The following is a 22,677-nucleotide window of genomic DNA, read 5'->3' on the forward strand; positions in this document are numbered from 1 at the left end:
ATCTTGAATTCAATATAATTATCTTGAATTCAAAATAAATTAAAGGATGGATGAATAGAATGACAAAAGTTGGCATTATTCTTGGTAGTCTTCGTAAAAATTCGTTTTCAAAACAAGTTGCTGATAACGTAGCACCTTTATTCCCAGAAGGATATGTAACAGAGTTTGTAGAAATTGGCCACCTGCCTCTTTTCAACCAAGACTTTGAAGGAGACCTAGAAACTCCTGCGGAATATACAGCATTCCGTAATGCAATCAAGGAACTAGACGCGGTATTGTTTGTTACGCCTGAATACAACCGTTCAATCCCTGCTGCATTAAAGAATGCACTTGATGTAGCATCTCGACCTTATGGAGAAAGTGTTTGGAATGGAAAACCTGCAGCAATCATTAGCCAATCTCCTGGTGCACTTGCTGGGTTCGGTTCAAACCATCATTTACGTCAGGTACTTTCATTTTTAAATATGCCCGTTGTTCAACAACCAGAAGCATATATAGGATCTGTACATGAATTATTAGATGAGAATGGTAAGTTAAATGAAGGAACAGTAGAATTCCTACAAGGGTTCGTTAATGAATTCGTTGAATTAATCAAGAAATATCAATAAGGTAAAAAGTTGGAGTGTTGTGCAGAACTACCTGCCAAAACTCCAACTTTTTTCATTGCAAGTTATAGTAATTCTATGAGAGATTAACCTCCGACTCTCAAGAGCCCCTTTTAAAATATTGATGTTGGAACATACACATTCTTATTGCATTATGATATTCACCGCCAACAAAAAACTCATCAATTAATTCACCTTCAAATTGAAAACCAAGTTTATTATAAATATGAATTGCTTTTTCATTCGTTTTATCAACGATTAAATATAATTTATACATATTTAATACAGAAAACGCATAGTCCATTGCGAGATATGTTGCCACCTTCGCATAACCATGTCCTTGATGATTCGGATCAATAATAATTTGGAATTCAACCCTACGATGAATATAATCAATCTCTACTAATTCAACTAGCCCCACCATTTCATCGCCTTTTTGTACAATAAATCTTCTTTCACCTTGATCATGAATATGTTTATCATATAAATCCTGCAATTCAACAAATGACTCATATGGCTCTTCAAACCAATAGGACATGATGTTTGCATTAATATTTAATTTATGAACAAATCCTAAGTCTACTCTTTCTAAAGGTCTTAATTTTACATCCTTCATTCCTTTTCATCCTCCAAAACCTGCGTTCAAACCTCTTAAAATAAAGTCTTTCCTTTTCTCCCGCTTTTTTGTCCGTTTTTTTAAAAAACATCTCATTTTTTCACGGTAACAGGCAGTCCACCTTTTGCTGCTTGAATAAAATTTATCGCAACATCTGGACGTATAATATGCAACTACAAAAAAGCAGAAGGTATAGATTTTATCTATATCAACTGCTTTTCTATTATCCCTACTACGCCAACCAAGCGACAACTTCACAATAGCCAGGCATTGTTCGCATTTAGTGATGGGTGGGAAAAATGGATCAGTTCCCTGTCATTATTATAATCTTTGGACTTACGTCTAAATACGCATTAATGCGCCATTAGGCTTTGGTAGATCTTGATCTATTATCTGATTCATTTTACAAAAATGCTCAAAAAATTGTTGTGCTAGCTCTCGTTCATTTGGGTCACTTTTCAACGAAACTATATCACGCAAAATTTGAGCCATCCATGAATTATCAAAATAGCGGTATTTACCTGTTTTCCATGTCATTTTGTCGGGGAATTTTTCATTAACATAGTAATTCCAAAATAACATCTGATCCGATTCCTGTTCTGTAAGTTGGAGTTTGTATTTTGAATGGGCAGGAATAATCCCATCTTCACAAAGCTTACCGATAAAATCTTCATTCACCATATAGACACCTAAGATACGTCTGTCTTCTTCAGGCATGCTGGAATCCATTGCCGTTAACAGGACAGCGCTATTTTGGTGCAAGCGAATGGGTTTGTTTGGCTTCCCCTTGTTGACACCACTTTTTATTACACCAGAAAAAACCTTCCAATCTGAAAAAGAACGATCCTGTTCTTCTTTGTCACACCAAAAGACCATTTGTGATTCGGGATGAAGTTTATGGTTTTTCATAAGTTTTTCATGTTCTAAGCGAAGTTCCAGTCTTTTTCGTTGTAGTATTCTTTCCTCTTCCTTCTTCGATTCTTCCTCCTTTCGTTCCATTTCCTTTTCTTGTATTATTTTTTCAAGTGAATTAGCTACACTTTTATCATGCAATTTTAAGTGCTCTCCAAATACATCTGGGAAAACAAACTTTTTATTTTCCGACGCGAAATGTATTTCAATAATAGAATCATTATGGTTAACTATACTACCCGCACCAAAACGCTTGTGTGTAACTTTCTTATTGATTAGATTCATTTTCTAGTCCTCCTTGTAGAAAAACTCGGTTACTATTACATAGTAATTTGACAATTTTTATTTAACAAATTTACCTTTAAAGCTCACACAACTATTTGAATTTTTCTTTGGCTTGATATTCATAAAATCAATCGTAAGACTATTGTAACATTTTTCTGGATGTTTCACAAACTTTCTTATTGACAACCTATTTTGTTGTGGGGTAAAATGAAATTTTATTCTCTGCATTCGCATGAAATAACTAAAAAAAAAGCCTCCAAAAAGGCACGAAACTTTTGGAAAGCCCCTATAAATAATCACTTGTTCATTGTTTTCAAGTGGAATGAGATCCGAAAACAAAACTTCATTTAAATGATGGCGATGGCATTTACCCCCTGTATTTGATAGTTAGCCCTTTTAAGAAGTTTCTGGCGAAATTATCTCCGCATTCTTTATAGTTCTTATGTCCTTCTTTTCGTAATAAGGCCCCTAGTTCTCCTTTTGTTACCCTTAATCCTACATTATCAAAAATATCTAGCATATCCTCAGTCGTTAACGCCAGTGCAATTTTGACTTTCTTTAAAAGTAGATTATTCACGTTTCCACTTGTCTTTAAAGAAGGTTCTGGTGGATTAGGTTGTCCTGGTTTTGGCTCCTGTTTCCCTCTTTTGTAAATAATAAGGCCATTTAAAAATGAGTCTAACATACTGTGAGTACACTTTATTTGATCTTCATTCTCATATTCATCATCATCGTATGTCTTTGTGAGAATCTTTACTACCTCTGGTACTGATACCTCCACGCCACCAAGTTTAAAAATATCTGCCATTTCTTTATTTTTTATTTCCATTGCATATCTTAATCGGATTAAAATATCGTTATTATCCATAATTTGACCATTCCTTTTTTCAAATATTAATACCTGTCACTTAAAGCAACATGACACTATTCAGTCGATGTAGTAGTTTTTACCGATAACTAAAACAGAAACTCTAAAGTATGAATTCGGATTTTCCAACTGCCAGTAGTGATTTTCGATCCATGTATGCTATTACTTCTTTTCCGCTAGCTTCGTAAGAATTTCTTCGCAAATTTCATGAGTTTTCAGTGCATCCCGAGCAGAAATTACAGGTTCTGAATTTGTGCTGACTGCACGAATAAAATCTTTAACCATTTGCTCAAACCCTCTTTTAAACAAGGTTGGCTCCCAATCACTGCTCCGAACCTCAATATTTTCCATACCTTTCGAAATGACTAAGCTGGATACATTAGTGACCGTCCGCTTCTCCGATGGACCCATAACTTGGGCAATTTCCTCGGTGGTTCCATTATCCCTATTCATGATGCCGATTGCCGTGCCGCCTTTGGAAATAAATTGAATCACAACGTGGTATAAGGATCCATTTTCCATACGGCCGGTCACAAGCATATCATCAATCGGGTGTGAAAATAAATACCTCATCGTATCCACTACATGGATAAAATCATCGAAAACAAACGTTCTCGGCTCACCAGGAAGATTATTGCGGTTTTTCTGGACGACCACCATATTGGGCTGCGCAACTTCCTTTAACTTTACATACGAAGGGGCGTATCTGCGATTAAATCCCGCCATAAGAATAAGACCTCGGTCCTCCGCAAGTTCAACAAGTCTATTAGCACCTTCATAATTGTCCGTAATTGGTTTGTCCACAAACACATTGATTCCGTGATCTAGAAGCCACTTAACAATTTCCTCATGAGAGGATGTCGACGAATGGACGAATGCTCCCGTAATCCCACTATCAACCATCGATTTGAGGTCAGAGTGAATATGTTCAAACCGATACTGGCTGGCAATTGTTTGTAACTTTTCTTGGTTTCTTGTGTAAAAGTGAAACTCAATCTCCTTTAATCCACTATAAACTGGAAGATAAGCTTTTTGTGCAATGTCTCCAAGTCCAATAACCCCTATTTTAACCACAATAAATCCCCCTCTTCGATCTACGCGTTCGCCTGTCACAATGACAACCCGATTATGTTTTACTTTGTTTTATAAAATCAGTCTAATTTTCTCAATAAATATACTTACAATAAATATAGTGAAACGACAAACGATAAACAAGTTTATACCATTAAAAAAAGCTGGAGACATGGTTCGTTAATCGAGATTAAGCGCATACTGAAATCTAGCCTCTATGGTAAGTAACATAAGGATACCTATACCCTTTGAGTTCATTTAATCCATGTAACAAGAACTATGTATAATAAATAAGACCGTGAATTCGTAAAAGAGTCTTTTAACGAATTCACGGTCTTTTGTCTTTTAATAATTAAATATTAAGAAACGCTCCAAAAGTAATTAATTAATAGATTAAATAACTATTTTTTTTGATTTAAAGTCATTTACTAGACGCTCTTGAACTTTAATTTCACCAATTGGTAAGATGGTTTTTCCATATACTTCATTTAGCACTTGTGCCATAGCCGCATAGATGGCTGTAAAACCACAAAGAATCCCTTCATATCCAGCAATCGTTAAAATCAAGCTAGAGCCTGTGAAATTTCCAATTGCCAATAAGAAAAATAGAATCGTAAGTGTTCCAAAAACAAGTTGAAGGGCTTTGTTAATACGCAAAGTTCCGATAAACATGAATAACGTGAAAAGTCCCCACATAAACAGATAAGCGGCCATTGATAAAGAACCAGCAGCTTCACCATAGCCCATTAATGGAATCATGTTTAATGCAACCAATGATAACCAGAAAAAACCATAGGACGTAAAGGCTGTTGTTCCAAATGTATTGTTTTTCTTGAATTCCATGATGCCCGCAATAACTTGTGCTAAGCCACCATAAAATATTCCCATTCCTAAAATCATTGCATCCAATTCAAAAAAACCTGCATTATGAATGTTCAGCAAGATTGTTGTCATCCCGAATCCCATTAATCCAAGTGGAGCAGGGTTTGCTGTTATTTCTTTGATGTTTGTAACTGTCTTGTCCAATAAATTCACTCCAAATTGATATACATTATGTTAACACATAGGTTGTATTATAGGCACGGCGATACTGTCATGTCAACTTTCGTTCTCTTCCAAATATTGCTGAAAGTTGTACGTTTTCTAATCATTTCTAGTTACATACGTAACCATCTCCACTTTTGTAAAGCGTTATCTGTAGAACGATGTATTCAGACTCAATTATTTTTATGAATAAATTATGCTCAAGAAATTTTGTTCAGTTTGCGATAATGTATAGTTTTTGCGAGTGATAAGATGTGTCTCAAGATAGCGATATTCCTCAGGTACTATAGCAGTATCTTTTATTCCAAAACGATCTGCTACTTTTCTAGGCATCATTGTGATTCCTAATCCTGAATCTGCACATTTCACTAAAGTTTCTAAAGCACCTACTTCAATAGTTTCTCCTAATCTTAAATGATATCTTTGATAAAGAGATTCCATATGTGATCGATAAAAACAGCCATAACTAAAGACAATTATTGACTTACCATCCAGTACTTCTTTCCAATCGTCTTTTTTTGACACTCCATTTCCAATTAAAACCATCTCTTCAATCCATATTTTTTCTGAAATTACCTGTTTATCATTAATAGGACCAGTCACGAATGCTAAATTAATATCTCCACTACATACTTTTTCAACCATTGCATCTGTTGTCCCAGTTTGCAAACGAATAGGTACATGGGGATGTAACTCATGAAAACTTCTTAGACCATCCGTTAGTCTTACGGCTGCTGCTGATTCCATTGCTCCAATTTGAAGAGTCGGCTCAAATCCTTGCATAATCGTCTCTGTTTCTTCCCATTTTAGGAGCAATTGTTTGTATTGCTTAAATAAGACTTCACCCTTTTGTGTTAATTTCATGCCAGACCGGCTCCTAAAAAACAATTGTGCATTATAATGAGCTTCTAACTTTTTTATTTTTGCAGTCATATTTGACTGCAAGTGATTTAACCTCCGAGCAGCTTCAGATAGACTTCCTTCTTCTGCAACTGCAACGAAGGCCTGTAAATCTTCAATATGCATGCCTTAACATCCCCCTCCCATCAAAAAAAGTGATGGATATATCATTTAATAACATTTTCTTTAATCAATTATATTCATTATATTAATCATATAACCACTAGGAAAGGAAAATTTTTTATGAATAGGAAGGGTTTGGAATTAGTTCTGCTCGGTTTTTTTACGTTAGCTATTGTAATGGGGATAGGCCGCTTTGCTTATACACCATTATTTCCCTACATGGATAACCTATCATCAAAAGCTGCAGGATGGCTTGCTTCAGCAAACTATACTGGTTATTTTTTAGGAGCATTTCTTGTAAGATCCATTCACCCAACACGTCAACGCTTTCTTTTTTATATCTGGACCAACATTGTCACCACTATCCTGATGGGTGTTACTATGTCATTTAGTATTTGGTTACTATTACGTTTTATTTCAGGGGTTACAAGCGCCATTGTTTTTGTATTTATATCCGGATGGATATCCCAAGAAATTCATAATTACGAAGGCAAAAATCGAAATGGAATTATATTTGGAGGTGTGGGATTCGGAATTTTTCTTTCCGGTTTTTTAGTTCCATTATTAATGCCGATCTCTAACTGGAGAGTTATTTGGATCATGCTTGGACTAATTAGTATTGTTTTCACATTGATTTTCTATAGGTTCTTACCTGAATCTAACCAAACATTACATTCTCCCCACAAAAAAGACTCAACTGATTCTAAGCGTTCTGTTCTCGCTTTATATATTTGTTATTTTTGTGAGGGCTTTGGATATATTATTTTTGGTACTTTTATAGTTGCAAAGTTAAGTAGTAATGAAGCCTTACCTATTTCTCCATCTATAATATGGGCTATAACTGGATTAGCGGCTATCCCTTCCTGTTTGTTTTGGACGTGGCTGCGAAATCGTATATCTTTAATTCGAACTCTTTCTATAGCCTATATTGTACAATTAACTGCCATAGTTCTTGATACAATCTCTTCCTCCCTTTTCTTCACAATTCTCAGTGGGATAGGGTTTGGGGGAACATTTATAGGGATTACAGTCTTATCATTTGAGATGGCTCGCCAATTGCGGCCAGATGCCCCCCAACAGCTTATTGCTGGTATAACCGCAGTATATGGAATAGGACAATTGTTAGGTCCAATTGCGACATCGTTTTTACATCCCGATCGCTCCTTTGTTCCATCTTTTTTATTATCTGCAGTTGTTATTTTTGTTGGTTTGGTGACTTTTCTTATTTCGGAAAAAATCTCAAGTATTAAAGTTAAAGAAAGTCTTTAATTTTTTTCAAAACTGCCTACCTTTTTTCTACGAATGTCTAATATCATCCACAGCTACTGGAGTATACTTAATGGTTTTCTTTTAATGCATTGATTTTTCTCCGAATTGTGTCCATTACATCTTCATGATCCATTTATTCTTTTATTTGATAACTTTCAAAGTAACTTCTAGGAGAATAGTCATCTGGTATTTTTTTACTATTTTACTTAAAGACATTATATAGACTTGTCACAAAATTTGAAATAAATTAACATATGAATGCGATTTGTTTTGTTAACGCTTCCATTCCGGTAAATAAAGGAGGGGTCAAAAAAATACAAGTTTATTAGGTTTTTCATTTCAACAGACTTTTATTTTAAAAATTGCCCTAAGGAGAGATTCTAATTAAAAAAGAAAAGCTTATGGCTTTTAATGCTCTTATTTACTTTTGGATTGATACTAGCCGCATGTACTGCTGATGAAGGTTCAACACCTCCAACAGATAAAAATGACCCCTCTTCAAAAGAGGGTATTTCTGGTGAGATAACGGTTTGGGCACATCCATATACGGGTGGTGCGGAAGAAGAAACTGCGATGTGGGACAAAATGATTGCTTCTTTTGAAGACCAATACGATGTAAAAGTTAATTTTGAAACCATACCGTGGCCAAACCGTGATCAGAAAATACTTACCGCACTTGCTTCTAACACGGGTCCAGATATTTTTTATGTAATTCCAGACCAAATGCCACAATATGCTGATGTGGGTATGTTAGTAGAACTTGATCCCTATTTAGAGGACAACGATATGGATGATTTTGTTGAAACAGCATTAATGGCGACCCAGTGGAAAGGTAAAACTTACGGCCTTCCAATCTTACAGGAAGCAACAACATTCTTTTATAACGTCGATGTCATTGAAGCAATAGGAGAAGATCCAAATAACCTTCCAAAAAACTGGGATGAATTTAAAGATTGGGCTGAAAAAGCGAAAGCGAAAGGATATTATGCCATGAGTTATCCAGGTGGTGGTTCCATGAACCACACATTGTATCCATGGCTTTGGCAGGCAGGCGGAAATGTTGTAAACGAGGATAATGAAGTTTTAATCAATAGCCCAGAGGGTTTAGAAGCCTTTGAACTTATTAATGACATGTATCAAAAAGGCTGGATTCCTGAGGATTCAATAACGGCTACAGATCATAACGGATTATGGTTAGGTGGAAAAATATTAGCTGTAATGGGATCTGCAGATTTAATATCTGTACTACAAGAAGAGGGAGATTTTGATTTTGTCATTTCACCACCACTAAAAAATAAGGAACAATACGCTTATGGTACGACAGGAATGTTTGTTGTTGCTTCTAATAGTGATAATCCAGATGCAGCAGCTGAGTTTTTAAAAACAATTACAAATGCAGACAATCAACGAGCCTTTAATTCTTTAACAAATTTTATTCCTACAAGGGAATCGGCTAAAGATATTTTTGCTGAAGGAGATCCTTTAAGTTATATCGCAGCGAACACACAATACGCACTACCTGGGGTAATCCATCCGAAAGGTCGAGCGATCATGCCATTAATTCAGGCAGAATTACAAGCCATGATGGCAGGCGAAAAAACACCTCAGGAAGCAATTGATGCTGCTGAAAAAGCAATTGAAGCAGAGATTGCAAAGTAACGGAACACGAAACATATATAAAACAAAAAGAACTTAGGAAATTCACGTAAATAAGGGGGGAAAACATTAATGTCAAAAATAACCATCATTGGTGCGGGAAGTACAGCTTTTGCTAAAAACTTACTAGGAGATTGCATGACTGTAGAAGCACTTCAAGATTTCGAATTTGCATTATTTGATATCGACCATGAAAGATTAAAAGATTCGGAAGCCATGTTGACGAATTTAAAGAAAAGTCTTAAGTCAACTGTGAAAATTGCTTCCTATACGGACCGTAAACAGGCGTTAAGAAATTCAAAATATGTAATCAACACGATTCATGTAGGTGGGTATAATCCAGGCACAATCACTGACTTTGAGGTACCTAAAAAATATAATCTCCGTCAAACGATTGCCGATACAGTTGGAATCGGTGGTATTTTCCGTAGCTTACGTACGATCCCGGTTCTTATGGACATCGCTAAAGATATGGAAGAGGTTTGTCCTGATGCTTTGTTTTTAAATTATACAAACCCAATGGCCGTTTTGACCGGTTCGATGTTACGGTATACCAATATTAAAACCGTAGGGTTATGTCACAGTGTCCAAGTTTGTGCTGATAGACTACTAGATTCTTTGGAAATGCCTAAGGACAATATACAGTGGAAGATTGCAGGTATAAATCATATGGCCTGGCTATTGGAAGTTACGCGTGACGGAAAAGATTTGTACCCAGAAATCAAGCAAAAAGCAAAGGTAAAGCACAAAACAAAACATGATGATATGGTTCGTTTCGAATTAATGAAACACTTTGGTTATTATGTCACCGAGTCCTCGGAGCATAATGCCGAATATCATCCATACTTTATTAAAAGTAAATATCCGGAGTTAATTGATCGTTTGAATATTCCGTTGGATGAATATCCAAGAAGATGTGTCAATCAAATTGAAGGCTGGAAAAATATGCGTGAGGGTTTGGTAAATAACAAAAATCTAACCCATGAACGTACACACGAATATGGCTCACACATTATTGAAGCAATGGAAACAAATGTACCTTTTAAATTCGGGGGTAATGTCTTAAACACAGGTGGTTTGATTAGTAATCTTCCAGAAAAAGCATGTGTGGAAGTCCCTTGTGTTGTTGACCGAAGCGGAGTTGCTCCTACCTATGTTGGAGAGCTTCCTGAACAATTAGCGGCTTTAAACCGATCCAATATTAATACGCAATTACTGACCATCGAAGCTGCAATGACAAGGAAAAAGGAATATATTTATCAGGCAGCGATGTTAGACCCACATACCGCAGCAGAACTGTCTCTAGATGATATTGTTTCATTATGTGATGACTTAATTGAAGCACACGGGGATTGGTTACCAAAATATAATTAATTGCATCTTTCAATTGTCCGCGATCTCTTAGTCCTATGTAGTAAATACATTCGTCCTATTAGGTCACGGGAAATTTTTAAAATCTAACAAATAAGGAGATTAAAAAATTGAAACGTACATTTCTTATTCTAGTTTCATTTGTCCTACTTTCTTCAATGTTTATAACAACACAACCTATTAAAACAAATGCAGGAACAAACGGGACACAAGGGCTTGTGAAAAATTTAGGTGTACCACATTACACTGTTGGAATTTTCTCGAGTGCTTATGGAGAGGGCCCAAATGGAACACAGGCCACTTTTGTTGCGTCTTCCGGAGTATTTAACGTGATCAATACGGTTACTGGTGAAAGAATAGCTAGCCACAAGCTAAATAATACAAGCTCGATTTGGGGAGTAACCGTAGATCCTTCGGGTTTGGTGTATCTCGCTGATACGACCAACCTCTTCCGTTATGACCCGCAAACAGATGAGCTTGAGGACCTTGGACGCGCAACAGAAACAGAATCAGCAACTTGGGGGATCACCTCTGATGAAAATGGCCGTATTTATGGCGGAACGTACCCAAATGGGAAGGTATTTATGTATGATCCGGAAAACAATACCTTCACTGATTTCGGCCCAATGGCTGAAGGTTCAGGCTATGCAAGAGATGTTCAAGTGTATAATGGAAAACTTTATGTTGGTCTCGGAATTAATCAACACCTCATCGAATATGACCCGACCACTGGAGAAAAAAATGAAATCTTTCTACCAGAGGAGAACCAAGATGAAGGTACACCTTATGACGTAGATATCCGCGGTGATTATTTATTTACTCGGTTAGAAAAATCTAGTTCCCTATTAGTTTATGACCTCGTAAATAAAACTTGGGTTGATGAAATCACGCAAGTAAAGGGTAGCATGGTCTCCCCTCTCAATGCAGATAATAAAGTCTATTTTCACAAAGGAAATACAATTCATTCCTATGATTTAGATACGCTAGAATTGTCAGCGACAGAACTTAATGACACATGGAGTAGCAAAGGGTTTGGCTGGATCGAGCTCGATGAACCAGGATTTGAAGGGTTAAATTTAACAAGCTTACGTTTTAATGGAACCTATTGGATTTATAATCCAACAACGGGCCAATCAAAAGAAATGACAGCCCAAATTGAAGGACAACCAATCAGCATTCAATCGATTGCCTTAGGACCGGATGGGAATATCTATTCTAGTGGCTACCATTCTGGTGGATTCGCCTATTATTCTACAACAGAGGATAAAATTACGAGTTTTACTGGATTTGGACAAGGGGAAGGTATTATCGCAACTGAGAATTATCTATATTTAGGCGTATATCCCGGCGCCAATATCTATCAGTATGATCCAACACTTCCTTATCAACATGACCCGACCGTCCCTGAAAAACAAACCAATCCAAAGGTCCTTTTTTCATTAAAAGGGTTGGAGCAAGATCGCCCATTTGCCTGGGCAGAAGGTGATGGCCATGTTTTTGTAGGTACTGTTCCTGATTATGGTGTGCTTGGCGGAACACTGTCCATACTTAATGAAGCTACTGGTGAGCACGAAACATTTAGAAATGTTGTCCAAGATCAGAGTATTATTTCTCTCCAGTACAAAGATGGATTAATCTATGGTGGCACAAGCGTATATGGTGGTTTAGATAGTATCCCGACCGCTGATGATGCAAAGCTCTTTATTTTTGATCCAGAAACAAAAGAAAAAGTATACGAAGGAACTCCGATTCCAGGAGAAAGAGGAATTGGTGCACTTGAATTCGATGACGAGGGTTATTTATGGGGAATGACTCGAGGTAAAATCTTTAAGTTCGATCCAAAATCCCGTGAAGTTCTTCAGTCCAAGGAGTTGTTCAGCTATAGCTGGGATGGAATTAGTCACTACTGGAAAGGTGCATTCTTAGACTTTGATGAGGATGGCAACTTCTATGGAACATCTTTAGGTCGATTGTTTAAATTCAATCCAGATAACTTGGGAGTAGAGATCTTGGATGACAACGCTTCCCTTTATGCAAAAGATGACGAAGGAAATATCTACTTTTCCCGCGGAGCAGAATTATTTGCTTATGTTCGTGATCAAACTGCTCCAGAAGCTCCAAACATTTTAGACCCAGTAAAACCATTGTCTACAAACAACAGGACACCTGAGATAACAATTGAGACAGAGCCAGGAGCAACAGTGTTCATTGTTGATAATGATGAAAATGTTGGTGTTGGTCAAGCAAATGAGAGTGGTATTGCTGTGATCAAAACACAATCACTTTCACAAGGAATTCATAAGATGAAAGCTTATGTGGTTGACAAAGCTGGAAATGAAAGTGACCTGGTCGCAGTTCCACACATTACTATTAACAATGGTAAGAAACCAAATTAATAGAATATAAATGCATGGGGCTATCCTCTTCTGTGTGTCCAAAATGTATGTGGCAACACATGAGATGCTTGTGAGTTTTTACAAATAACTTAAAAGAGGGAATTTGACCAGGAGCTGGCAATTCCCCCTTTTTTCGTGAAAATGCCCTCTATGAGAGGGTATTTTTTTATTTGTCGAGTAAGTAATTATTCTCGTCATTAGCAGGTTCAATCGTTCTTATTTCATAAGATTTACATCCGGAAGCAATGAAAGGATCTTTTTTAGCAATAGAAGTTGCCTCATTTAAATCTTTGGCTTTAAATATAACTATTCCTCCAGGGTAATCTGTAAAAGGTCCACAAAGTGTTAGTTTTCCTAGTCTCTTCAATTCTTTCAAATATTCCACATGGCTCTTTATCAGTTCTTTATTTACTGGCTTCAGATTATTCATCAAATACATATACATCATTCTTGCATCCCCCTCTGCATCCGGTAAATTCTCTGAGTTAAATGAAATGTTGGTTATAAGTTTTTAAAAAAGGGAAGGTTTAAAAACCAACCTTCTCCAAGTACAACCCTTCGGCATCCGCCATACGACCTGTTTGAATTCTTTCTTTAGATTCAAGAATACTTGGTATTGCTGCAGCATCTTTTTCTCCTAATCCAACTTCAATTAACGTTCCTACAATTTTTCTCACCATATTGTAAAGGAAACCATTTCCTCGCACTTTAATTTCGATAAAGCCCTCATTTTCATTTATCTCAAGTGAGTATATTTCACGCACCATGGACTTTTTCTTCGACTTTGCGTTGGAATAGGAAGTAAAGTCATGCTTTCCTAGAAAATATTGAGATGCTTTTCTCATTTGTTCGATATCAAGCTTTTCCTCCACATGCATACTATACTTTCTCATGAAGGGATGTGTATATTGCTCGTTCCAAATTTTATATAAATAGGTTTTATCTTTAGCATTATAGCGTGCATGAAAACGATCATGAATTAACGTAACATCCACAACGCTAATATCATTAGGAAGATATCTGTTTAAATAATGCATAACTTCATCTTCCGTTGCATTTTTACGCATCTTAAAATTAGCGATTTGAGCAAGAGCATGTACACCTGCATCCGTTCTTCCAGATCCAATAATTTCAATCTTTTCTCCTGCCAACTCTGTTAATACATTTTCAATTTTCCCTTGAATAGTACTGTCACCATTACCAAGTCGTTGCCAACCTTTGTAACGGCCACCATCATACTGAATGGTTAATTTATAATTGTTCATTGCTTTCTCCTTAAGATATACGTATTTCTTTGTTATTATATCTTATCTTATATTCGCTTCATAATGCTCTTCATTAAGTCTCACTACTTCAAGTTCTTTTATATTCTCATTCAGTCTCATTGCTAAACTTTCAATTCCAAACAATTCTGTAAAAGTATGACTCCCAATGATAAGATTTATCCCTTTAAACTGCGCATATTGAATCGTATACAAATTACATTCACCTGTAATGTATACATCACACTCATTTTCAACTGCTTCTTTAAGGCAAGCTGTTGGCGCTCCATTTCCACAGACCAAACCCACTCGCTTCACCTTTTTGTCATTAAACTGCCAAGATTTAACGGGTTCTTCAAGTAGATTCTCCATAGTTTTTACTAATTCATTAAATTCAATTTTTCGATCATATTCTGCAATTCTACCAAAATATAACCCTTCCCATTCGTGGGTTCTTTTAACAATTTCTAAATTCAATTTTTTTAATAAACTATCATTTGTCCCAAAGTTACAGTCATCAAGTGGCAAGTGATTATAGTAGTGACTTATACCATACTCTGCTAGTTTTTCTATGCATGCCTCTCTTAATCCAAATATTTCATCCCAGGCATCATGGTGTGTCACCATCATATCAACTCCATGAATTCTTGCTTCCTCTACAGTTTCAAGTGTTAGGTTGACACAGTACCCTACTTTTTTTACTTTTTTATCTGCTTGGTATGTAATCCCTGATTCACTAGAATAGATTTCCTCATTTGTTACATTAAAAAGATCATTAATTCTTTCAACAATATATGAAACACCCATGTACTTACCTCCTCAAATATCTTTTGATTTGCTTGTTTTATCATATTTAGTTCTTTAATTCATTTCTTACTTACATGTTTTTGCATTAAGTCTTCTCTTCTTGATCTAATTTCTTGATTCTTATTTAAATTTTCTCTAAGTACTTACTCCTTACCCATTTTATCATACCCATATATTTCCTATACTTATATTTATTCTATCTGCAAACCTATATCTATGATAACTATAAATCTTTACGCAGAACTCTTAGTTGTGCGTAAAAGTTAGACCCTAAAGCAAATTCCCCCAAACTTTTTAGTCCGAGGGAATATTAATTTAAATCAATATTCAACTAAAATACGCTAAACCCACTGATACCAAGCTTATTTCAACTCTAGCAGCGCGACTGTCTCAACGTGTCAAGAGTGTGTGTGGCAACACAAGGATGATGGTGGGTTTTAACACTATAGTTTACTGGGGGCAGGCACTTGTAACTTAAAATGCAATTATATCAATGTTATTTCCGAAATCGGTAAGTGATTCATTTATTTGATATTGCTCAAAAAGGTAATAACTACATATTGAAGGAGGGTTCTTTTAAAAACAAATAATTATTCCTTCTGACTTCTGGTAATCTATAGTGAAACGGACCTAGTTAAAGGCCAGGAACTATTCGGCATGAGCGTCGAGCAAATGCAGCGCTATCTAGAAGAAATCAGTTTAAATCAGCCCCTCGGTTTTCACCTGTTCCCAAAAACCAATGCAGTAAAAAAGTGCGGCCGCTGCAACTACAAAGAACTCTGCGACATGTACTAATAGCAAGTCGCTAAAAGCAAAAGCCATTCCACTTACTAGAGTGGGATGGTTTTTTTGAACTCCAACTGTCCGCCTGGGGTGGACAGTGTCCACAAGCGGTGACAGGCACCATAATAATCAAAAAGAGAACTTCGATAAATCGAGGTTCTCTTGCGACTTAGTATAATAAATACTGCTCACGAACAGTCATAAATTCATCCAGTCCAGACTGCCATTTGGCTTTCATTTCTTCGACTGATTTGCCTGCTTCGATGTCAGTGCGGATGCTGCCGTTGCCGACTAGGTTATCGAAGAAAGAGATTCCGTTCGTTCCAGGAGTCCTGAAGGCAAAGTCGTTTGGATACATGTCATGAATCGTTTTGACGATATATAATCCAGTTTCAAACGGCTTAAAGGCATTACGGTTGGTTACGTGAATTTGAACTCCATGGCTTAGCTTGTTCACATGCTTCGAGAAGGTCGGTGTAAACGATGCTGCGCGGAACGTAACGCCCGGCAATTTGTAAGAATTTAATTGAGCCGCTAAATCTGCACTATTGATGAACGGTGCTCCGATTAATTCGAACGGTTTGGTTGTACCACGTCCTTCTGAAACATTGGTTCCTTCAATTAATGCTGCTCCCGTATAAACAAGAGTTGTATCTAATGTCGGCATGTTTGGTGATGGAAGCACGAAATGTAATGGTGTTTCATCATAATACATATTTCGCTTCCAGCCCTCCATTTCAACGACGGTTAAATCAGCACCGATTTCAAATTCCTTATTGAATAGCTTCGCTAATTCCCCTACTGTCATCCCGTGGCGGACTGGAATCGGATATTCGCCGACAAAGGATGAGTACTTATCTTCCAGTACAGGACCTTCTACTTTTGTACCGCTAATAGGATTCGGACGGTCAAGCACGATAATTGGGATATTGTTCTCCTTTGCTGCTTCCATCGCTAATGCCATAGTGTAAATGTACGTGTAGAAACGTGCACCGACATCCTGAATATCAAATAACAAGACATCTACATTGCTTAGCATTTCCGGAGTTGGCTTTTTTGTTTGTCCATACAAGCTGTATACCGGGAGTCCCGTTTTTTCATCGGTATATTTTTCAACATAGGCACCCGCCTGCGCATCTCCGCGGACGCCATGCTCTGGGCCGTATAAAGCGGTCAGTTCTACATCTGGATTGTTATAAAGCGCATCGACAATGCTATTAAGGTTTTGGTCGACCCCAGTTGGGTTGGTGATTAAGCCGACGCGTTTCCCTTTAATCAAATCAATTTGGTCCTTCAGGAGAACCTCAACACCTAAGCGGAACTTTTCATTCTTCTTTTCTTTATCGTTTTTGGCATACGCTGCTGTAAACGTCGATAGGACGAGCACAAGCACAAGTAAGCCAGTAAGCCATTTTTTCACGAATTCTCCTCCTCCGTTTCTACCTTTCTATTAGTACCCTAATCCATGCCCAAATTCGTATAGAATACTATCATCATGGTTGTAGATCGTAACTGGAAGCTTGCCAGTTGGGTTGTTTTCTCCAAAAATGGTATTGGCTGCAGCTTCAAAGCTAGCTGGTCTGAAACCGTACTGAGCAAGATAGGCATCCACATTATTATAAGACATGATGTCGTACGGATTTCTTGCTCCCACAGCAATAACCGGTGCATCTGTTGCCTCTATAATCTGATTCGTCATCACCATTTGACCGGCATTTGGCGCTCTTCCGCCGACGCTGGATGTGTACGTTCCAACAATAACGTATTTTGCACCATCTAGCAGTTTTAACTGTTCAGTTGTTAGCTTGCTAGATGCGTTAATGTAGGTCGTGTTTTCATGATGTTTTATCACTTGATCTGCAAGAAGATTGATTGAGAAGTTAGAACCGCCTACCACGACAATCTTATCTTCTTCATTTGCATTTACCGGAAGCACGTTATTATTTTTCACAAGAGTAATGGACTTTTCTGCTGCTTCTTTCTCAATTGCTTTATGTTCCGCAGAGCCTACTACTGCAACGGCATTAGCCACTTTGTCTTCGATACTTTCTTCTGCTTCAGCTTTCACGATGCTGCGGTTTAATTTCAATGTAAGAATTCGTTCAACTGATTTTTCAATTCGGTCGATGGATATTTCACCGGAATTAACTGCAGTATATAATCCTTCTGCTACTTCTTTAATTCCAACAGGCATTAAGATGATGTCTGTACCTGCCTTCACACTTCGAACAGCTGCATCAACTGGGCCAAAATGATCCGCAATTGCCAGCATGTTCATTGCGTCAGTTACGATTACACCTTTATAACCCATTTCCTCACGCATGAGCTCTGTTAACACTTTATAAGAAAGTGTTGCCGGAACAGCAATTTCTGTACCATCTTTTTTCGAGATGGCTTTTGTTCCATCCACTTTCGGGAAAGTGACGTGGGCAGTCATAATCGCGTCAATTCCAGCATCCATTGCTTGCTGGAAAGGATATAATTCGACAGCTTTTAATCTCTCTATATCGTGAGGTACTTCCGCAATGCCCAGATGTGAATCTGTAGCTGTATCGCCATGTCCTGGAAAATGCTTAGCGGTAGCTGCTGTTCCAGATTCTTGAAGTCCTTTAATATAAGACTTGCCTAAATTTCCTACTAAATCTGGATCCTCACCAAAAGAACGTACTGCGATAACTGGGTTATCTGGATTATTGTTAACATCCAAAACTGGACCAAAGTTCATGTTGATGCCTAACGCATTAAGCTCTTCACCGATTGATTTACCAACTTTTTCGGCTAATTCCTCAGAACGAGTTGCACCAAGTGCCATGTTCCCTGGGAAATCCGTTCCGGTTTGCAGGCGTGTAACAATTCCGCCTTCTTGGTCAATCGAGATTAACAATCCGTACTTTTCTGCTGCTTCTTGATAAGCATTGACAAGCCTTGTTGTTTGCTCTGCTGTCACGGTGTTTTCACGGAATAAGATAACTCCGCCTAAGTGATAGTCCTTTACCAACTGGGCAATTTCATCATTCATTTCCGTAACATTTTTACCTTTCCAATTGCGGAAATCTGGCATTAACATTTGACCGACCTTTTCTTCCATCGTCATATGTTTGATGGCATTGCCGATTATGTCATAGCGTTTGCCTTTTTCTTTTTCAACGAGGATTTCCTCTTGATTTCCTTTGAATTGAATGGCAATGCGATCACTGAATTTACCATCTGTAACAGAGATAAAGGTTTTACCGTTGTGACCTGAAAGCGTCACTTCCCCGTCATTCGAAACAGAAGCTACGTTTTTGTTCGAAGACTTCCATTTTAGATTTTCAGATGCGAGCATAAAGCCGCCATCATCATTAACAAGCAAGCCGTTTAATTGCAGCTTGTTATCCTGCACTTCTCTCGTAACCTGCGGAACATTAAGGTCAATCACGAGATCGTCTATTCCAGAAGCCGCTGCTGCCCCAGAGTACGGAATCGCCGAAAACACTAATAGCAAAGCGATTATGGAAAAAATATATTTCTTCAACATTTGATGTCTCTCCCTTTTTAATAGTTTCTTAACAGCCAGTCATTTTCTGTAAAAGATAGAGAATCTCCATTTAATTTCGGGCTTAATACATACCAGCCGCGTGCATTTGTAGATGCATCGGTCTTATACACAAACCTCAGCTTTGTCGCATCACTAGGGATGACGACTTCTTTCGTTTTCCAGCCGTTGCTCGTTCCGGTAAATTCAGACAGCTGCTGCCATTCTCCATCCTGGTATACCTCTACCACTCCAAAATCCCAGCCATTTTCGATCATATGCCATGTTTGGAAAGTCAATTTGCTGTCTTTCGTTAACTCAAGTTCCGTTTCCATGGCACGGTTGAGTTTATCGCCATAGCCTGCAAACCAGGCTTCACCCTTTCCAGGAATTGAGACCGGAATGGAATCGGCTACCTGTCTAGCAAATAACCGTCTAGTTTGGTTCGTGGACACCGTACTACGGGATGGGTGAACACGATTGGTCAACAAGATCGCGACCGTTTTATTGTTCGGACTGACGACAATCGAGGTTCCAGTATAACCAGTATGCCCAAAGGAGTAAGTGCCTTCGGATAAGGCATCCATATACCATCCTTGTCCTAATTCCCAGCCTAACCCATGGTCATCACCAGGAAATGCGGCATTTTGATTTTCGAGTAAAAGTTTTACGGTTTCAGGCTTGAGGATTCTTTTTCCTCCATACCTTCCATCATTAATGAAAATATGGGCAAATTTAGCGAGATCCTCGGCTGTTGAAAAAACTCCGGCATGACCGGAAACACCATCAAGCGACCAGGCATTTTCATCATGAACTTCTCCCCAAACGAGTCCGCGGTTAGGTGTGGCCTGGTATTCTGTCGCGGAAATTCGATTTTTCAACGAAGCTGGAGGGTTGTACATCGTATCCTTCAAACCTAATGGCCCTGTGATATGTTCCTTGACAAATTCATCCTGGCGCTGACCAGATAATTCCTCAATTAGTGCCCCTAACGTGATCATGTTTAAATCGCTGTATTCGTAGGTGGTTCCAGGCGGGTTTTTTAATCCCTGGTTGAGAACATACTGAATCCTGTCTTCCCTCGAATTACCTTTTGTATAAAGTGGAATCCAAGCCGTAAACCCAGATGTATGTGTCAATAATTGACGAATGGTTACATCCTCTTTTCCATTCGCAGCAAACTCAGGCAGGTAGTCAGCAACGGGATCATCGAGTTCAAATAATCCTTGTTCAAAAAGAATCATCACCGCTGTAGACGTAAAGATTTTGCTGATTGATGCTAAGTCGAAAATCGTGTCTTCCTGCATCGCGATTGGGTATTCCATTTCTGTAAACGACCCATCCATATATTTAGCCGCATAGCCGTAAGCATCATGTTTAACGATATGCCCTCCTCTAGCTACAAACGCCACAGCACCAGGCATAACTTTTTCGGAAATGGCCTTATTCAAAATAGGATCGATTTGCTGGAGCGACGCTTCGACCATGCCTGCTCCCCTGGCCGATCCTGGGTGAAGTACACTTGATGATGGAAGGATGTTAGAATTCCAAGTAAAAACTGGGTGTGGTTTCTCTGATGAAGCTGCTTTCTTTTCTTGCTTTTCAATCGTTGGCGATAAAGGCGATTCATTGGCAGCGAAAACAGTGGATGTGCCTAGAAAAATGGTACTTACTGCGGTAATGATAAGTGTTTTTCCTCTCATATGTCCTCCTTATACCATTGAAATGCATTGTAGACAATTACCCTATGTAAATCAAAAACTGGTAACATTTACAATCTATAGTTAAAGCATATCCCCATTTGCGTACAGTCGTCTATACCGCATAAGTCCCATAACCTTGCATTAAACGAGTCGAAAGAAGTGAGCCTTTAGTTTTATTTATTGAAATATTTGAAAAAATAGTGAAATTTTATTTCAAAATTCCAAGTACTAACTCCTATAGGGCGTTTAAGTGAATAAAATGTATCCGCTGCCATTTTGGATTGGAGGCGGATAGTACAGAAAATATTATCTGCGAGCTTTTTATAATTTCCTCTCCCAAAAATAGGTCGCCAAAAAGCTTCTCAATGGTAATTGAATGGAGTATCATACGAGTATCCATAGTTAATTCACTTGTAGAGGAGGATGTTCAATTGTAAACGTAATAAAAGGTAACACTAGAAGTTCTACCTTAAAGGGTTAAGTAAGAGTATTGTTATTCAACTTTTTCACCTAGGGGGGAATGTACTAAATCAACCTTAAAAGAGATTTTTCCAACAATTCTTTATTTGTATTTTATACTCGGATTAAATGGGGAGAACATACCATTCGGATTATGTTTCCAAATCCATACGTGCAGTGAATATTCAGGTACCACACCAGGAATTGGAGAATCAAAATTTTGACCAAATAACGAATTATCTGTTAAAGATAAATATTCAACACCAACTAATTGTAAACCCACATTTGCTTTAGGTACGTAAAGTAACACTTCAGGAGCAGATGTATCTACTTTTTCATCGATAAGTTTTGGATTTACATAATGGTATCCCATTACACCTAATCCCGGCACTTCAACAAACTCATCAGTCGGTAAATATCCATCTTTTAGTGCTTTTTGTACATTATGGTACTTAGCCGTTCCTTTTCTAGCTTCTGCTAGATCTGATTTACCTTCCGCCCCAACACCTGAAGACATCACAATCAAAAGTACAACACCAATTGCTAGGCCCAAAAATCTTTTCACAAAATTCCTCCTCATTTGATAAATAGTCAATAATACTTATTACAAAAGGCATATTTTCATGTCTGTCCGAAAAAAATGTTCTATAAGAAGGGGGTAAGTCGGATGATGGCATACTTCTTGTTTATCATCGGTATCTATATTTAGCGCATTAAATAAAAATAGTCAACGCTCTGAATGTCTCAAAGCATTGACTTTCAATGTTTATTTTTGTTTTACACTTTTATAATGAACTGCGAAACACACTCAACATGTGCGGGGTGTATGTGGCAATACAAGGTGTTGGTGGGTTTAATTAAATAGCTGGGTTCCTAGTTCAGTGAATCTACCTATTTTCTAATACATATTCAACTTTAGCTTAAGTGTGAAATTTCACAAATATATTTAACAATAAAAACAGGCTAGGACATAACTAGCTTATAATAGAGGGATTGGAGAATTTGGGTGAACTCAAATTTACTTTCTCCATTT

18 protein-coding genes are annotated in these 22,677 nt (G+C 37.6%); 5 read left to right on the forward strand and 13 right to left on the reverse strand.

Annotated features, from left to right (window positions below):
- Positions 1–59: 59 nt before the first annotated feature.
- Positions 60–608, forward strand: coding sequence for an NADPH-dependent FMN reductase (locus tag V7097_RS04715; protein ID WP_335702438.1), 549 nt, complete (start codon positions 60–62; stop codon positions 606–608).
- Positions 609–705: 97 nt separating this feature from the next.
- On the opposite strand, the gene speG is transcribed toward V7097_RS04715, so the two are convergent.
- The 6 genes from speG to V7097_RS04745 all read right to left on the reverse strand — a co-directional run bounded on the left by speG (position 706) and on the right by V7097_RS04745 (position 6,427).
- On the reverse strand, positions 706–1,221 hold the full coding sequence (speG, locus tag V7097_RS04720; protein ID WP_335702439.1) for a spermidine N1-acetyltransferase: 516 nt from the start codon (positions 1,219–1,221) through the stop codon (positions 706–708).
- Positions 1,222–1,563: 342 nt separating this feature from the next.
- Complete coding sequence (locus V7097_RS04725; protein ID WP_335702440.1) at positions 1,564–2,418, reverse strand: malate synthase; 855 nt, start codon at positions 2,416–2,418, stop codon at positions 1,564–1,566.
- Between the two features lie 367 nt (positions 2,419–2,785).
- Positions 2,786–3,286, reverse strand: a complete 501-nt coding sequence (locus V7097_RS04730; protein WP_335702441.1) for a DUF1456 family protein — start codon at positions 3,284–3,286, stop codon at positions 2,786–2,788.
- 162 nt (positions 3,287–3,448) lie between these two features.
- A complete protein-coding gene (locus V7097_RS04735) occupies positions 3,449–4,360 on the reverse strand; it encodes a Gfo/Idh/MocA family protein (protein ID WP_335702442.1) in 912 nt (303 codons plus the stop codon).
- Between the two features lie 390 nt (positions 4,361–4,750).
- Entirely contained in the window at positions 4,751–5,383 is a 633-nt protein-coding gene (locus V7097_RS04740) for an acetate uptake transporter (protein WP_335702443.1), read from the reverse strand.
- 201 nt (positions 5,384–5,584) lie between these two features.
- The gene (locus V7097_RS04745; protein ID WP_335702444.1) at positions 5,585–6,427 is read right to left on the reverse strand and encodes a LysR family transcriptional regulator; all 843 of its coding nucleotides are present in this window, start codon (positions 6,425–6,427) and stop codon (positions 5,585–5,587) included.
- Positions 6,428–6,544: 117 nt separating this feature from the next.
- Between V7097_RS04745 and V7097_RS04750 the strand changes: the two genes are divergently transcribed.
- The 4 genes from V7097_RS04750 to V7097_RS04765 all read left to right on the forward strand — a co-directional run bounded on the left by V7097_RS04750 (position 6,545) and on the right by V7097_RS04765 (position 13,116).
- Complete coding sequence (locus V7097_RS04750; protein ID WP_335702445.1) at positions 6,545–7,693, forward strand: YbfB/YjiJ family MFS transporter; 1,149 nt, start codon at positions 6,545–6,547, stop codon at positions 7,691–7,693.
- A 411-nt stretch (positions 7,694–8,104) separates the two neighbouring features.
- Entirely contained in the window at positions 8,105–9,352 is a 1,248-nt protein-coding gene (locus V7097_RS04755) for a sugar ABC transporter substrate-binding protein (protein ID WP_335702446.1), read from the forward strand.
- A gap of 69 nt (positions 9,353–9,421) precedes the next feature.
- A complete protein-coding gene (locus V7097_RS04760; RefSeq protein WP_335702447.1) occupies positions 9,422–10,723 on the forward strand; it encodes an alpha-glucosidase/alpha-galactosidase in 1,302 nt (433 codons plus the stop codon).
- A gap of 107 nt (positions 10,724–10,830) precedes the next feature.
- A complete protein-coding gene (locus tag V7097_RS04765; protein ID WP_335702448.1) occupies positions 10,831–13,116 on the forward strand; it encodes an Ig-like domain-containing protein in 2,286 nt (761 codons plus the stop codon).
- A 166-nt stretch (positions 13,117–13,282) separates the two neighbouring features.
- On the opposite strand, the gene V7097_RS04770 is transcribed toward V7097_RS04765, so the two are convergent.
- The 7 genes from V7097_RS04770 to V7097_RS04800 all read right to left on the reverse strand — a co-directional run bounded on the left by V7097_RS04770 (position 13,283) and on the right by V7097_RS04800 (position 22,209).
- Positions 13,283–13,564, reverse strand: a complete 282-nt coding sequence (locus V7097_RS04770) for a YciI family protein (protein ID WP_335702449.1) — start codon at positions 13,562–13,564, stop codon at positions 13,283–13,285.
- Between the two features lie 79 nt (positions 13,565–13,643).
- Positions 13,644–14,381, reverse strand: a complete 738-nt coding sequence (gene truA, locus V7097_RS04775; RefSeq protein WP_335702450.1) for a tRNA pseudouridine(38-40) synthase TruA — start codon at positions 14,379–14,381, stop codon at positions 13,644–13,646.
- A gap of 42 nt (positions 14,382–14,423) precedes the next feature.
- Positions 14,424–15,185: a Nif3-like dinuclear metal center hexameric protein gene (locus tag V7097_RS04780; RefSeq protein WP_335702451.1), complete on the reverse strand. Its 762-nt coding sequence runs from the start codon at positions 15,183–15,185 to the stop codon at positions 14,424–14,426.
- A gap of 952 nt (positions 15,186–16,137) precedes the next feature.
- Positions 16,138–17,388, reverse strand: coding sequence for an exo-beta-N-acetylmuramidase NamZ family protein (locus V7097_RS04785; RefSeq protein WP_335702452.1), 1,251 nt, complete (start codon positions 17,386–17,388; stop codon positions 16,138–16,140).
- A gap of 30 nt (positions 17,389–17,418) precedes the next feature.
- Positions 17,419–19,485, reverse strand: a complete 2,067-nt coding sequence (locus tag V7097_RS04790) for a glycoside hydrolase family 3 protein (protein ID WP_335702453.1) — start codon at positions 19,483–19,485, stop codon at positions 17,419–17,421.
- Between the two features lie 17 nt (positions 19,486–19,502).
- Positions 19,503–21,185 carry a serine hydrolase gene (locus tag V7097_RS04795; protein ID WP_335702454.1) on the reverse strand — a complete coding sequence of 561 codons (1,683 nt, stop codon included), beginning with the start codon at positions 21,183–21,185 and terminating at the stop codon, positions 19,503–19,505.
- Positions 21,186–21,747: 562 nt separating this feature from the next.
- Entirely contained in the window at positions 21,748–22,209 is a 462-nt protein-coding gene (locus V7097_RS04800) for a hypothetical protein (RefSeq protein ID WP_335702455.1), read from the reverse strand.
- Positions 22,210–22,677: the final 468 nt, after the last annotated feature.

It is taken from the genome of Bacillus sp. JJ1562 (assembly GCF_036962705.1).
In the GTDB taxonomy this organism is placed as follows: domain Bacteria; phylum Bacillota; class Bacilli; order Bacillales; family Bacillaceae_L; genus Ferdinandcohnia.

What these genes read in the sequence shown, in the direction of transcription:
- V7097_RS04730 (WP_335702441.1), bottom strand. Translation starts at nt 3,286, where the DNA reads ATGGATAATAACGATATTTTAATCCGATTAAGATATGCAATGGAAATA.
- V7097_RS04795 (WP_335702454.1), bottom strand. Translation starts at nt 21,185, where the DNA reads ATGAGAGGAAAAACACTTATCATTACCGCAGTAAGTACCATTTTTCTA.
- speG (WP_335702439.1), bottom strand. Translation starts at nt 1,221, where the DNA reads ATGAAGGATGTAAAATTAAGACCTTTAGAAAGAGTAGACTTAGGATTT.
- V7097_RS04780 (WP_335702451.1), bottom strand. Translation starts at nt 15,185, where the DNA reads ATGGGTGTTTCATATATTGTTGAAAGAATTAATGATCTTTTTAATGTA.
- V7097_RS04790 (WP_335702453.1), bottom strand. Translation starts at nt 19,485, where the DNA reads ATGTTGAAGAAATATATTTTTTCCATAATCGCTTTGCTATTAGTGTTT.
- V7097_RS04725 (WP_335702440.1), bottom strand. Translation starts at nt 2,418, where the DNA reads ATGAATCTAATCAATAAGAAAGTTACACACAAGCGTTTTGGTGCGGGT.
- truA (WP_335702450.1), bottom strand. Translation starts at nt 14,381, where the DNA reads ATGAACAATTATAAATTAACCATTCAGTATGATGGTGGCCGTTACAAA.
- V7097_RS04715 (WP_335702438.1), top strand. Translation starts at nt 60, where the DNA reads ATGACAAAAGTTGGCATTATTCTTGGTAGTCTTCGTAAAAATTCGTTT.
- V7097_RS04770 (WP_335702449.1), bottom strand. Translation starts at nt 13,564, where the DNA reads ATGATGTATATGTATTTGATGAATAATCTGAAGCCAGTAAATAAAGAA.
- V7097_RS04750 (WP_335702445.1), top strand. Translation starts at nt 6,545, where the DNA reads ATGAATAGGAAGGGTTTGGAATTAGTTCTGCTCGGTTTTTTTACGTTA.
- V7097_RS04760 (WP_335702447.1), top strand. Translation starts at nt 9,422, where the DNA reads ATGTCAAAAATAACCATCATTGGTGCGGGAAGTACAGCTTTTGCTAAA.
- V7097_RS04755 (WP_335702446.1), top strand. Translation starts at nt 8,105, where the DNA reads ATGCTCTTATTTACTTTTGGATTGATACTAGCCGCATGTACTGCTGAT.
- V7097_RS04745 (WP_335702444.1), bottom strand. Translation starts at nt 6,427, where the DNA reads ATGCATATTGAAGATTTACAGGCCTTCGTTGCAGTTGCAGAAGAAGGA.